Here is a 14,187-nt window from a genome sequence, read left to right on the forward strand (position 1 = left end):
GCTCACAGAGGATGATTAATAATTTCTTGTTTGAGCTTTATATTTGAGGAGATTATTTAGGCAAATTTGATTTATATAATTGTATAAAGCCATTTAATTGAGTAAATTTAACGAAGATGCCTAATGCGGTTAAAGTATTTTTTTCCTACTCCCACAAAGATGAAGCCTTACGTGATGAATTGGCAACTCATCTGATCATGATGAAACGTCAGGGAGTTATTGAAGCTTGGCATGACCGCGAAATCACTGCTGGGAGTGAATGGGCAAATGCTATTGATGAAAATCTGGAAGTTGCAGATATAATTCTGCTGCTGGTAAGTGCTAACTTTCTGGCTTCAGATTACTGCTACGACAAAGAAATGACACGGGCTATGGAGCAACATGAAACCAAGAAAGCTTGTGTAATTCCCATTATTCTCAAACCAACAGACTGGAATGGTGCGCCTTTTGGGAAACTGCAAGCACTGCCCAAAAATGCCAAACCTGTCACCACTTGGCAAGACCAAGATGAGGCTTTTTTAAATATCGCTCAAGGGATTCGCAGAGTAGTTGAAGATATTGCTAAATCAAAATCCTCCTCTTGAACTGCTGCTGGAACTAAGTAGAACGACTTGAAAAAACCAAACTATGTAAAGTAATGTAAAAAAAAACTGAATTTAGTTCGTAGTAAGGACTAAAGTCCTCACTACAAACCTTTAATTATTTACACCGTTCTACTTACTACATCTGGGACTTTCACTAAAACTGAAGCTAGAAGTGCAAATTCAGGAAGCCTAAACAGAACAACATAGATGAGACCAGCAACTTGAGGAAATCGAGCAAAAACTTTTGTAATTTTCTTTGAAACTAGCCAACCTCTTGCCATATCCTTTATGAAGTCTATTGAAGTTTTTATTTCTTATCACCAAAAAGATGAAGAACTGCGCGAAGAGTTAGAGAAGCATCTAGCAACTTTGCTGCGGGAACAACTTATTACTAGTTGGCACAATCGTGAAATTATCGCTGGGCAAGAGTTTCAAGCTGAAATTAATAAGTACCTCAAACGAGCTGGGCTAATTTTACTGTTAGTGAGTCCAGATTTTATTGCTTCAGACTATCACTGGACAGTTGAAGTTACACGCGCCTTAGAACAAAATGCCGCAGGTAAAGCTCGTGTGATTCCCGTATTGCTACGCCATGCAGATTGGGACAATCCTCCCATTGATAAATTGTCACCCCTGCCAAGTAATCGCAAACCGATAAAAAGCTGGAGTGACCGAGATGAAGCATTCTTAGAAGTTGTCAAGGGAATTCGGCAAGAAGTGGCGCGATTAGTTGCTAGCGCGAATTACTCACCTCCCAAAGACAGATCAGCAAACCAAAAGCCTCTTGCTCTCAAACCCGCAACAGATAATGCTCCATCTCAACCTGGTAATCAAATAGAAACTGACCTAACGCTAGAACTCCCTCTGAGCATCGCTGAATTAACCTACGGTACAGAAAAGAAGATTGCGCTGGAAGATGGCTCAATTACTGTGACTGTTCCATCTGGTTCTAGTCCTGGTAAAAAACTGCGGATTCGAGGTAAAGGTAAACTGAACCCGATAACCAATCAACGGGGAGATTTGTATCTCAAGGTTGTTAGTATTCAAAAGGTAGAAGTATCACTAGAGGACTATCAGCAAAAGTTGCGCCGATACGAGCAAGAATTAATCAAAGTCCTGCAATGGAAGTATCCACTCAGCCAACACAGCCGTGAAGGGTTAAAGAATTATCAGCAGATGCTAAAACTCAGGGATGAGGATGTAACTTTGCTTGAGGAGCAAGTCACTGCACAAGAGCAAGAAAAGCGCCAAGATAAAGTCACAAGCCTGATCAACGAAGCTGATCGTTTACGCGAAGATAAAAAGTTCGAGGAAGCAGCCCTGAAATACCAAGCAGCCATCCGTCTTGACTCAAACTCTGTACTCGCTCACATTAAATTGGGGTTTGTTCTGGACGAGCTAGGTAGGCTAGAAGAAGCGCTCGCCAGCTACCAAACAGCCCTGCACCTCGACCCAAACAATGCAATGGCTCACAATAACTTGGGTGGTGTGCTGCACAAACAAGGGAAGCTAGAAGCCGCAATCGCCAGCTATCAAACAGCTCTATGCCTCGACCCAAACAATGCAATGGCTCACAATAACTTGGGGTGCGCGCTGGAAGATCAAGGGAAGCTAGAAGCAGCGCTCGCCAGTTACCAAACAGCTCTGCGCCTCGACCCAAACAATACAAACGCTCACAATAACTTAGGGTTAGCGCTGTACAATCAAGGCAAGTTAGAAGCAGCAATCGCCAGTTACCAAACAGCTCTGCGCCTCGACCCAAACTTGGCAATGGCTCACAATAACTTGGGGTTAGCACTTTCCGAGCAAGGGAATCTAGAAGCTGCAATCTCCAGCTACCAAACAGCTTTGCGCCTTGACCCAAACAATACACTGGCTCACAATGGCTTAGGGTTAGTGCTTTTCGAGCAAGGAAAGCTAGAAGCAGCGATCTCCAGCTATCAAAAAGCCCTGCGCCTCGACCCAAACTATGCAGACGTTTACTATCACTTGGGGTTAGCGCTATACGCTCAAGGAAAGCTAGAAGCAGCGATCTCCAGCTACCAAACAGCCCTGCGCCTCAACCCAAACTATGCAGAGGTTCACAATAAGCTGGGGGTAGCGCTGTATAATCAAGGGAAGCTAGAAGCTGCGATCACCGAATTAGAAATAGCTGTTCGCCTCGATCCTAGTAGCGCTCTATTTTGTGAAAACTTAGAGTTCTTGAAAAATGAGAGGAACAGTTGTTAGGGGCGTTTATTAAGTTAATAAAATATTCATAATTTCAAAGGTAAGCGATCGCTTGTTGTTGAGGATGCGTTTACGAAGTGTGCCGAAGTTATCGCTCAACCTCAAAGCCTCATCTTTCCAGTTTGGAACAAGAATTGTCAACCAAAAAAGGCGATCGCTCCACCTCAAAGCCTCATCATTTGACTTCTGAACACAAATTTTCGAGTTAAAAAGGCGATCCTTCGACCTCTGAACACAAATTTTCGAGTAAAAAGTGCGATCGCGGTAGGTTGTGTTGATTTACCTAATTTTGAGCAAACTTGACCCCAAAGTGTATGGTTCAATTTTTTCTAAACTCCCTTGCGCTAATAGCTGTATACCGTTGAACTTGGCAAGATGTTGCTCGGAAGCAAAGAAAAACAAGGTTAAGTGACGATTAGCTTGAATATTAAGGCTTTAGGTTCAAGCATTAAGGCTTTAGGTTTAAGCATTAAGTCTTTAGGTTCAAGCATTAAGGCTTTAGGTTCAAGCATTAAGGCTTTAGGTTCAAGCATTAAGGCTTTAGGTTCAAGCATTAAGGCTTTAGGTTCAAGCATTAAGGCTTTAGGTTCAAGCATTAAGGCTTTAGGTTCAAACGTTAAGGCTTTAGGTTCAAACGTTAAGGCTTTAGGTTCAAACATTTAGTCTTCCAGTTTCAATTTTTTGCCTTTTGCCTTTTGCCTTTTGCTTTTTTCTACTCGCCAACATAAATTCCCAGAGAACGCGCACTTTGGATTAAGTAACCTTGAGGATCAACGTGTAGGGGACTTTGGGCTACGGCTTCGGAGATGGGAACGGGTACAACTTCCCCATATTGCCATGCTAACATTTTACCGAACTGTCCTTGAGCTACTAAATCTACGGCTGCTTTGCCGAAAACAGTAGCCGTTAAACGGTCTAGTGCTGAGGGAATACCACCTCGTTGAATATGCCCTAAAACAGAAACCCTAGTATCAATCATATCGTCATTCAATTGGGCAATTCGCTCTGCAACATATTGACCTATACCGCATTTGGGGGAAGAAGTAGGGATTGGAGATGTAGTATCTGTGGTGTTACACATATCTTCCATGCACAACTTTGCACCTTCAGCTACTACAACGATCGCAAATTTTCGTTTCCAGCGATCGCGCAATTCGGCTATATGTTGACATAATCCCTTAATTGTGTAGTTGACTTCTGGAATTAAAATTACATCTGCACCCCCAGCAATACCAGCGTGTAGGGCTAAATGTCCGGCTGTGCGTCCCATAACTTCAACAATCATGACGCGATCGTGACTAGCGGCGGTAAAGGTGAGACGATTTAAAGCATCCACAATGGTATTGACTGCGGTATCAAAGCCAATGGCGCGTTCTGTCATGGCGACATCATTATCTATGGTTTTGGGAATAGCCACCAAATTCCAATTACCTTGGTTTGCCAGTTGATTAATAATTCCCAAACTACCATCACCACCAATAGCAATTAAGGCATCTAACGCCAATGCTTGATAACTGGCAAGGATATCATCTACATGAGTTAGGGTGTCACCCTTATTAATTGTGCCTAAAATTGTACCGCCCATATTAAGTAAGGGGTCAATACCGCGCAAATCCCAACCGTGGAGATTGAGAGCGATCGCTTGCCGTTCTAGTAAACCTTGAGTGGCATAGGGAATACCTAAAATTTCCCAATCATAAGTCAGTGTGGCATGGCTAACAACTGCACGAATTACACAATTCAAACCTGGACAATCACCGCCACTAGTGAGAATACCTATTCTTTTTCGCATATTAATTTGGGGATTGGGGATTGGGCATGGGGAATTGGGCATGGGGAATTGGGAATTGGGAATTGGGAATTGGGCATGGGGAATTGGGAATTGGGAATTGGGAAATTAAAGGGACAAGGAAGACAAGAAGAGAATTGTATTTTTAATAGTCAATTCCTTATGCCCTATGCCCCATGCCCCATGCCCTATGCCCTATGCTCCATGCCCTATGCCCCATGCCCAACATCAACCGTGATAATAAGAAGGTTCGTAAATTCTGCCCCATTCTGGTTTATATGTCTGCAAAGCGCGCATATATTGGGCGCGTTCAAAGGCACTGGGGTTGGGGCAGTTTTTCTGGCTCATGCTGCCTTGTAGTTGTTGGACGGATTCGTATTCGTGCTTTTCCATCCATTCGCGCATTTCTTGTTCTATACACCGCAAATGGTTAATGCCATGTCGTAATAAGACAGCGCACAGCATTGTAATGTTTGCCCCAGCCATAAGCATTTTTAAGACATCATGGGCAGTGTGAATCCCGCTTGTGGCGGCTAAGTCGGCATGGATGCGATCGTAAAGAATGGCAATCCAGCGCAGAGGTAAACGCATGGCTTGGGGGGTACTTAATAGTACGTGGGGTTGTACTTCTAGGGTTTCTAAGTTAATGTCTGGCTGGTAAAAGCGGTTAAATAATACTAAAGCGTCAACTCCGGCCTGATCAAAACGTTTTGCCATGTTTGCCATGTTGGTAAAATAGGGACTCAGTTTTACTGAGACAGGAATGGCAACGGCGGCTTTGACGACCTGGAACATATTGATATAGCTTTGTTCTATCTGGTCGCTGGTTTTGTCTGGATCAGTTTGTACAGAGTAAATGTTTAATTCTAGGGCGGCTGCGCCTGCTTGCTCAAGCATTCTGGCGTAATCTGTCCAACCATCTAAGGAAGAACCGTTAAGACTGGCAATTAAGGGGATTTTTACTTTTTGTTTGGCTTTGTAGATTAACTCTAGATATTCGTCTGGGCCTAGACGGAAATTTTCTGGTTCAGGGAAATAAGTCAAAGATTCAGGAAAACTTTCTGTGCCGTAGGTGAGATGATGATGGAGTTCGTAAGTTTCCATGCTTAACTGTTCTTCAAACAGTGATGGGAGGACAATAGCGGCTGCGCCTGCATCTTCCATCCACACAATGTTATCAATATCTCCTGTCAAGGGAGAGGCTGAAGGCACAAGCGGCGATCGCAACCTCATCCCCATGTAAGTTGTTGTTAAATCCATGTTGATATTTTTCCTGCTGATTTAATGGGATTAAAATTTTAGGAAGTTATACAAATATACATATGCTGTAAGTAATAAGACTTACAGCATTAAACTATTAAACTCCTACTCCTTCTGCATTTGAGCCGTTTTGATCATTGATTTTTGATGACTTATGATTAGCATTAACAACTTGTCTGGCTGCTAGGTATTGGTACATTTGCCATCTTGTATTCACATCATTTTGCGCTTCTTGCAGTAATTGTCTAGCCACGGTAGGGTTAATTTTTGTTAACATCTTGAAGCGATTTTCTAAATACATGGAATCTTCTACTGATAGCTTCGGTGAGCGTGAGTCAAGTTGTAGAGGATTCTTACCTTGTTTGGTTAAATCAGGGTGATAACGATATAGCAACCATCTCCCAGATTCAACGACAGCTTTTTGATTCTGCATTGCTGTACTTAAGTTAATGCCGTGGGCAATGCAATGGCTATAAGCAATAATTAGCGAAGGGCCGTTATAGGCTTCAGCTTCTAAAAATGCTTTAAGGGTATGTTCATCCCTTGCGCCCATTGCGACACTCGCCACGTAAACATTACCGTAGGTCATTGCAATTAAACCCAAGTCTTTTTTCGCCGCAGGTTTACCACCAGCCGCAAATTTAGCTACAGCCCCTTTTGGTGTAGATTTAGACATTTGTCCGCCTGTGTTGGAATATACCTCTGTGTCAAGAACGAGGATATTCACATTGCGTCCACTAGCGATGACGTGATCTAAGCCACCGTAGCCGATATCATAAGCCCAACCATCACCCCCTATCATCCAAACGCTCTTTTTCACTAGGTAATCAGCCAGACTCAGGAGTTGTTGCGCTTGGGGGTTGGCTATTTCTGTGAGTCGTTGCTTGAGCATTTTAACGCGATCGCGTTGTTCCCAAATATCGGCTTCATCTTTTTGCTGATTATTTAGCAGGTGATCTACTAGTTCTGTACCTACTTCCTCCGCTAATTTTTGTAATAATTCAATAGCAAATTCCGTTTGCTTATCAATAGAAATACGGAAACCTAAGCCAAATTCGGCGTTATCTTCAAACAAACTATTTGACCAAGCAGGCCCCCGTCCTTCAGCGTTATATGTCCAAGGGGTAGTAGGTAAATTACCGCCGTAAATGGAAGAACAACCGGTGGCGTTAGCAACAATCATGCGATCGCCAAACAATTGTGTGGCTAACTTAATATAGGGTGTTTCGCCACAACCCGCACAAGCCCCAGAAAATTCAAATAACGGTTCTTGCATCTGTTGCTGATTAATATGATTCAGCTTTAAGTTGCGTCTATCGGGGTTAGGCAAACTCAAGAAGAAATCCCAATTTTCCCTTTCTGTTTCCCGTAGGGGTAATTGTGGCTGCATATTAATTGCTTTTTTGCGCGGTTCAGCTTTATTCTTAGCCGGACACACATCCACGCAGATACCGCAACCAGTACAATCTTCTGCTGCTACTTGGATGGTAAATTTTAACCCATGCCAATCATGATCTTTAGCGTTAGCACTCTTAAAAGTAGGTGGCGCATTCTCTAATTCTTGTTCTTCGTAAACCTTACTGCGAATTACACTGTGGGGACATACCATCACACATTTTCCACATTGAATGCAGACATTAGTGTCCCAAACCGGAATTTCTTGGGCAATATTGCGTTTTTCCCATTTCGCTGTCCCCGTGGGATATGTCCCATCAACAGGTAAAGCACTTACAGGTAATTCATCCCCCGCGCGGGCAATAATTTTACCTAAGACATCGCGGACAAAAGGTGGGGCATTGGTCATGGGGCATTGGGCATGGGAAGATAATTCTTTCCCAGTCCCCAGTCCCCAGTCCCCAGTCCCCAGTCCCCAGTCCCCAGTCCCCAATTCATATAAGTTATCTAAAGTTGTATCTACGGCTTGAATATTCATTTGGACGATTTGTTCGCCTTTTTTACCGTAGGTTTTGCGAATCGATTTTTTAATTTCTGCAATGGCTTCTTCTCTGGGCAATACTCCAGATAAAGCAAAGAAACAAACCTGCATCACGGTGTTAATTCTGCCAGCCATCCCTGCTTCACGGGCTACTTTGTAGGCGTTGATGGCATAAACTTTCAGTTGTTTCTCTTGAATTTGGGCTTTGATAGTCTCTGGGAGTTGTTGCCCAATTTCTTCTTTGTCGAAAGGAGCGTTTATTAAGAAAGTGCCGCCTGGTATAATGTCTTGGAGGATGGGAAACTTTTCTAAAAATTCCCACTGATGGCAAGCGACAAAGTTGGCTTTGGTTATTAAGTAAGTAGAACGGATGGGTTGCGAACCAAAACGCAGGTGTGAAACGGTGACAGAACCGGATTTTTTGGAGTCGTAAACAAAGTAGCCTTGGGCGTAGTTATCGGTTTCTTCCCCAATAATTTTAATGGAGTTTTTATTTGCGCCTACTGTCCCATCTGCACCTAAACCGTAAAAGATAGCTCTAACTATATTGTCTGGTTCAATGTTGAAGTTGGGGTCATAGTCTAAGCTGGTGTGGGTGACATCATCGTTAATGCCGATAGTAAAATGATTCTTTGGTGTAGGTTGGGCTAAATTATCAAAAATTCCCTTCACCATTGCGGGTGTAAATTCTTTGGATGATAAACCGTAGCGACCACCAACGACCAATTTTAGATTTTGGATTTTGGATTTTGGATTTGCTTCATTTAGTGCTGTGACTACATCTTGATATAAAGGTTCGCCTATGCTTCCTGGTTCTTTGGTACGGTCTAAAACGGCGATGCTTTGAGTGGTGGGGGGTAAGGCGGCGAGAAATCTTTGGTTATCAAAGGGGCGATATAGGCGCACTTTCATGACACCGACTTTTTCGCCTTGGGTGTTGAGATAATCTACTGTCTCATGTACTGTCTCACAACCAGAACCCATAATAATAATGATGCGTTCGGCTGTGGGGTCGCCGTGATATTCAAATAGTTGATATTGTCTTCCAGTTTGTTGGGCGAATTCGTCCATGACTTGTTGCGTAATGTCAGGACAGCTTAGATAATAGGGGTTAACAGTTTCTCTGGCTTGGAAATAGACATCGGGATTTTGGGCTGTACCACGTAATACGGGTTTATCTGGCGTTAATGACCGTGAACGATGAGCCAAAATTAATTCATCAGGAATAAGTGCTTGTAAATCTGCATCTGTTAATAGTTCCACTTTATTGACTTCATGGGAAGTGCGGAAGCCGTCAAAAAAGTGTAAGAAAGGGATGCGTGATGCTAGGCTTGCTTTTGTGGAAATTAAAGCAAAATCATGGGCTTCTTGGACGGACGCAGCGCACAACATAGCAAAACCAGTACCCCGACAAGCCATAACATCGCTGTGGTCGCCAAAAATTGATAGGCCTTGGGCTGCTAGCGATCGCGCCGCAATGTGAAATACTGTAGGTGTAAGTTCCCCAGCAATCTTATACATATTCGGGATCATCAGCAATAATCCCTGGGATGCAGTGAATGTAGTTGTTAGTGACCCCGTTTGTAAAGCCCCATGTACCGCACCTGCAACTCCGCCTTCACTCTGCATCTGCACTACGGCTGGTACAGTACCCCAAATATTCGGTTTATTTTCGCTAGCCCAAGCATCCGCCCATTCCGCCATCGGTGAAGATGGGGTGATAGGATAAATAGCTATAACTTCATTGAGTCGATAGACAACTTGAGCCACAGCTTCATTACCATCTATAGTTGCAAAATTTTTTTTGTTCATAGTTGTGTCTCAAAAATAAGAGATAATAATTTTTACTGTTTAGATGTGTAATTTTTGGTGTATTGACTTGATTAGTCTTGTCTGTACAAATAGGAGTCTAGGGAAGATTCCCTTTTCAAACTAAAATGAAAGTTTGAGGAACTTGTGAGGAGAATCCCCCAATCACAAGAAAATAGCTGTAGAGTTTTCCGTGTGTCAGTTGAGCCAGTTTTTACAGCGTGATTGGGCAATTTTTCTCTGATTAAATAATTAATGAAATTAACAATACAGTAAGTAAAAATACTAACTTTTAGAAGATTTAACCTGAAACTAAAAAAAAATTTCCCTTTGAGCAATTTCCTCACAAGTTCCTCAAATTGTTGCCATAAATTAAAAATGTAGAAACCGCCAGCAGTAATTGGACAGCCTCAATAGCTTGCTTCCCAAACATACTGGTTACAACTATCACTTCTACAGTCATCTTTTTAGGTAGTTGATTCAGAAGTCATGGTTGTCATCAACGAGAGGAATTAGCTATGAGTATCCAACTTCGCTAATGGGTTCATCGAAAAGCGATGCTGGCTTTATTTATCTACTATTTCTCATTAAAAATTTATTACCTTGACATCTTAAGTTGCTATTTTCAATGTTCAAGCAAAAACATTTCAAAAGCTTCATCAAAGCAATTGGCATCTTTTTAAATCAGCCGATTATTCATCATGATACTGTTTTTAATCCTCTTATTTTCTGGCACATTTATCACAATCGACAGATATTAGAGAATTGTTGGAATTATGATCTAATTCAGTTTTTTGAAAGATGTTGGCAAATTCATGCAACAGAGTTATCAGATAAATACAATTCCAGAAATGATTCCCATTCCATCGGTATTTAACCACTATATACAAGGAGGAAATTTATGTTTACTGTTAAGAGCTTATTACAAAATATGAAAAACTTAGGTCAACAATTAATTAACTACCTTTCTGGCGCAGTTTCTAGAATATTCAGCGTCAGAGATGACAATTATCCAGCAACGGGTGTACAGCCTTTTAATGGTGACATTCCCAAAAAACAAGATTTCTAAACTCCAAAGTACAAGTCATGTTTTCAATTGGATTTAAGCTGAAAAATTCAATTAAAATGCTTGCAAGTTTAAACAGTTTTAATCGGCGTAGTAAGGCTAACCACCTTACTACTAACTTTTATGGCAAAGCTGTGATATGGATATTATCAGAAAAATTAACCATGAATTATCCATCGCAGGGCAAATTACTCCAGAGCAATTTCCCCAACTTCTTGTTGATGGTTATAAGTCTATATTGAATTTGCGATCGCCCGATGAAAAAGGCTGGCTAGATGATGAAAAAGATAAACTAGAATTTCTTGGTTTGCGTTATCTTAATATACCTACCAAAGTTGAAGAAATTAACTGTCAAACTACACTGCAAGTCCTACAAATCATCAATGAATTACCTAAGCCAGCTTTAATTCATTGTGACAATTCTATACGTTCAGCAGTAATAGCCTTATTGTATATTGCGACTAAACAAGGTATTACCTTTGAAAAGGCTATTGAGTTAACAATGAGTCTGGGTTTAATATAATCTTATTTTTCTGCCTAAAAATAAAAATTTTTAACAATTCTTTTTAAGAATAAAATTAACCAAACTGTATCAAACAAAGACAGAGAACAGTTTGCAAAAGCATTACCATCAAGCTAGACAGTCCCGATAAAACTTATTTTATAAGTTTTGCATAAAAGAGCGACTAAGATTTTTACTCAGCACCGGCTAAACGCCGCGCTACCGCTAACAGCACTCACAACTCAGCACTCACATTACAAACCACTGTATTGCCGAATACAAACTAATATAAAGTTACATCTATATATAAAGTAGTAGAGATTTGACGCTACTGACAGAAGTATAGCTGAGAGATTTTCGTTATCGTTAATGACAAGTCAATACGGTCTTTTTTTGGAATATTCAGAGCTACACCTTTCAATCACGGAACATTTCAAATCTACTACTAAGGATAGAAGAATTTTACGATGAAAAAATATACAATCACGGGTTGGCTTGTCAAAATAAGCAACTCCAAGAATCATTAAACAGTTTTTCGGAGAAAATCTATAGTTAGTTTCAATTCAATAGTGATTTTTAATGGTTTAATGGTATTGCTGGCTGTTTTGCGTTAAATACTCCAATTCTCTAAATCTCAGGATAAATGTAGATTTGCCGTTGATTTTAAATTTCATCACTGTGAACAATTTTAGATTTTAGAGAATGTAAGTTGGGATTGACTGCGCCCACAAAGTGACGCAGCTGGAATATTTTCAATTTATGATAGCGTACCGGACACAGTGCAACGAGTATTTTAGACTTGTTCACCCCAAAAGGAACGGGGCTTTAGCTTGCTGTTTCGATAGGACTATCAAAAATAATCCCATGATTCAAGATTTAAAATCTAAAACTTGGAATCTCAAATCAATGCTGCAATTAAGTAATAAAAATTTAAAGTGAATATAGAATTATTTATCCAACGAGCTGAAGCACTACACAAACAGTTAGCAGATTTATATCAAACTGCTAGCGTTCTACCTTGGATTCCACCAGATTTACTACCGCAAGCCTTTAAAGAACTTTATAGTAATTCTAAGATGGTACAGTTAGCAGCTGAACAACTTTATCAGCACAATGCAGAACTTTTACAAACCAGAAGTCTATTAGAAGCAGAAAGACTGCATTATTATGATTTATTTGAATTTGCACCAGATGCTTATTTTGTAACTAATGTTGAAGGGATTATTCAAGAAGCAAACCTAACCACAGTTAAATTGCTAAATGTTTCTAAGCAGATGTTAATTGGGCAATCAATGCTTAACTTTATCTCTATTGAAGAACGAGAAAATTTACGCCTTGAACTCAATCAGCTATTGCATTCTGATAGCAGTAAAGAAATACTATTACGCGTTCAAGCAGGTAGAGATAAAGCTTTTGATGCTAGTTTAACAGTAACAGTAGTTCGTAACCAATCTGGTAAACCTACTGGTTTGCGATGGTTATTACGTCATATGAATCAGCATGAATCTAATAATCTAGCAGCAATTAACCATGATGAATTTTTGTGTCAGAATCGTCCGATTCATATATACAGTAAAGGTGAAGATATTCCCTTAAACCCTTTAGGCATTTTCTATGTTCGCCAAGGATTAGTCAAGTTAAATACTTTCTGCGAAACCGGAGAAGAAATTTTACTAGGATTAGCAACACCCAGAATGGTATTTGGTTCTAGTATGACATCTTTAGCTATTTACCAAGCTACATCTTTAACAGATGTAGAGTTAATATCGATTCATTTAAATGAATTATCTTTAAATTCCACACTTAGCCATATTATCTGCCCCAAAATCAATCAGAGATTAAAGCAAACAGAATCGCTATTATTCCTTTCTGGTAAGCGAAAATTAGAAGATAGGCTAAATTATTTTTTACAATTTCTGAAACAAGAAGTTGGCGAACTTGTATCAGATGGATATCGTTTAAATATTCGCTTAACTCATGAAGATATCGCTAGTGCTTGCGGTACTACCAGAGTTACAATTACAAGATTAATCGGTAAATTACAACAACAGGGATTGATTAGTTTTGATTCAAGAAAACATATAATCGTAAGAAATTAGAGATTAGCAGGAAAAAGGAAATTAAGGGGATTTTTCCTGATTTCCCAGTCCCAAAAGCAGTAAAAAGTAATACCAATTCTCTATAAGGTTGCACCAAATAAATGATGTAGAGACGTTGCATACAATGTCTCTACAGTAAGTAATAAAGTGCATTTACATCAAAAAACAGTATAAAAAGGCAAAAGTATCTTTCTTTCTACTTTTTTACTTTTGCCTTTTACCTTTTGCCTTAAGCAACAGCCTTAACCAACAATGTAAGGCGAGTTAATTGCCACTACACGACGAGCATCAACTAGAGTTTGATAGACTATTGCAGCTACCTCGGCGCGTGTTGCATCGCGGGTAGGATTGAGTATTTTAGTATTGGGATAATTGACGATAATTTTCTTTTCAATGGCTTTGGCTACCTGATTTTTACCATATTCAGGAATCTTAGCCTGATCATCGAATATTTTAATAGCGTTAGCAGCGTTAGTAGGTAGTCCTAATCCTAGCCCGTTAACTAAGGAGACTATCACTTGCACACGCTGAATATTCTGGTTTGGTTTGAAACTACCATCAGGATAACCAGAAAGAAATAGTCCTTGATATGCCTGTAAAATTACCTTGAACGCCCAAAAGTTTTCCGGTACATCTTTAAATCTAACTACAGCCCGGTTTGGTGCTGGGTTGAATGCTTTCACTAACAATGCAGCGTATTGTGCGCGTGTCATCGTCGCGTCTGGTTTAAATGTACCGTCTGGGAAACCACTGATGATTCCCTGTTTAACTAATTCTCGAATAAATGGTGCAGCCCAATGATTTGCGATATCTTTTAAATCTACAGAAATTGGTGCGGGTGTTGGTGTTGGTGTAGGTATTGGCGTTGGTTTGGGTGTTGGTGTAGGTATTGGCGTTGGTGTTGGAATAGGTT

Annotated in this window: 11 protein-coding genes and 1 pseudogene; 5 read left to right on the top strand and 7 right to left on the bottom strand. The window is 40.4% G+C overall.

Annotated features, from left to right (window positions below; translation table 11 throughout):
* The first annotated feature begins 116 nt into the window (after positions 1 to 116).
* Positions 117 to 584 carry a toll/interleukin-1 receptor domain-containing protein gene (locus tag CV014_RS17095; protein WP_236143122.1) on the top strand — a complete coding sequence of 156 codons (468 nt, stop codon included), beginning with the start codon at positions 117 to 119 and terminating at the stop codon, positions 582 to 584.
* Positions 585 to 872: 288 nt separating this feature from the next.
* A complete protein-coding gene (locus tag CV014_RS17100) occupies positions 873 to 2,813 on the top strand; it encodes a tetratricopeptide repeat protein (protein ID WP_236143123.1) in 1,941 nt (646 codons plus the stop codon).
* 9 nt (positions 2,814 to 2,822) lie between these two features.
* Here the strand turns inward: CV014_RS17100 and CV014_RS30135 are convergent, their stop codons facing one another.
* From CV014_RS30135 to nifJ, 6 genes and pseudogenes are all read right to left on the bottom strand, one after another.
* Complete coding sequence (locus tag CV014_RS30135; RefSeq protein WP_268964752.1) at positions 2,823 to 2,954, bottom strand: hypothetical protein; 132 nt, start codon at positions 2,952 to 2,954, stop codon at positions 2,823 to 2,825.
* 113 nt (positions 2,955 to 3,067) lie between these two features.
* Positions 3,068 to 3,193, bottom strand: a pseudogene (locus tag CV014_RS17105) (IS5/IS1182 family transposase); the annotation flags it as partial.
* A gap of 24 nt (positions 3,194 to 3,217) precedes the next feature.
* Positions 3,218 to 3,472, bottom strand: a complete 255-nt coding sequence (locus tag CV014_RS17110; RefSeq protein ID WP_236143124.1) for a hypothetical protein — start codon at positions 3,470 to 3,472, stop codon at positions 3,218 to 3,220.
* Positions 3,473 to 3,525: 53 nt separating this feature from the next.
* Positions 3,526 to 4,605 carry an ATP-dependent 6-phosphofructokinase gene (locus tag CV014_RS17115; RefSeq protein ID WP_236143125.1) on the bottom strand — a complete coding sequence of 360 codons (1,080 nt, stop codon included), beginning with the start codon at positions 4,603 to 4,605 and terminating at the stop codon, positions 3,526 to 3,528.
* A gap of 225 nt (positions 4,606 to 4,830) precedes the next feature.
* On the bottom strand, positions 4,831 to 5,862 hold the full coding sequence (locus CV014_RS17120; RefSeq protein ID WP_236143126.1) for a dihydroorotate dehydrogenase-like protein: 1,032 nt from the start codon (positions 5,860 to 5,862) through the stop codon (positions 4,831 to 4,833).
* A 97-nt stretch (positions 5,863 to 5,959) separates the two neighbouring features.
* A complete protein-coding gene (gene nifJ / locus CV014_RS17125; protein ID WP_236143127.1) occupies positions 5,960 to 9,610 on the bottom strand; it encodes a pyruvate:ferredoxin (flavodoxin) oxidoreductase in 3,651 nt (1,216 codons plus the stop codon).
* 898 nt (positions 9,611 to 10,508) lie between these two features.
* On the opposite strand from nifJ, the gene CV014_RS17130 reads away from it, so the two are divergent.
* The 3 genes from CV014_RS17130 (at position 10,509) to CV014_RS17140 (ending at position 13,274) form a co-directional block, all read left to right on the top strand.
* A complete protein-coding gene (locus CV014_RS17130; RefSeq protein ID WP_236143128.1) occupies positions 10,509 to 10,676 on the top strand; it encodes a hypothetical protein in 168 nt (55 codons plus the stop codon).
* 136 nt (positions 10,677 to 10,812) lie between these two features.
* Positions 10,813 to 11,196 (top strand): beta-lactamase hydrolase domain-containing protein, encoded by a 384-nt coding sequence (locus tag CV014_RS17135; protein WP_236143129.1) that lies wholly within the window; start codon positions 10,813 to 10,815, stop codon positions 11,194 to 11,196.
* A gap of 914 nt (positions 11,197 to 12,110) precedes the next feature.
* Positions 12,111 to 13,274 carry a helix-turn-helix domain-containing protein gene (locus CV014_RS17140; protein WP_236143130.1) on the top strand — a complete coding sequence of 388 codons (1,164 nt, stop codon included), beginning with the start codon at positions 12,111 to 12,113 and terminating at the stop codon, positions 13,272 to 13,274.
* A gap of 242 nt (positions 13,275 to 13,516) precedes the next feature.
* Here CV014_RS17140 and CV014_RS17145 read toward each other — a convergent pair.
* Positions 13,517 to 14,187, bottom strand: a 671-nt coding sequence (locus CV014_RS17145; protein WP_236143131.1) for an S-layer homology domain-containing protein, incomplete at its 5' end; no start/stop codon positions are given.

The sequence above is a fragment of the Nostoc sp. CMAA1605 genome (assembly GCF_021596505.1).
Classification (GTDB): Bacteria; Cyanobacteriota; Cyanobacteriia; order Cyanobacteriales; family Nostocaceae; genus Trichormus.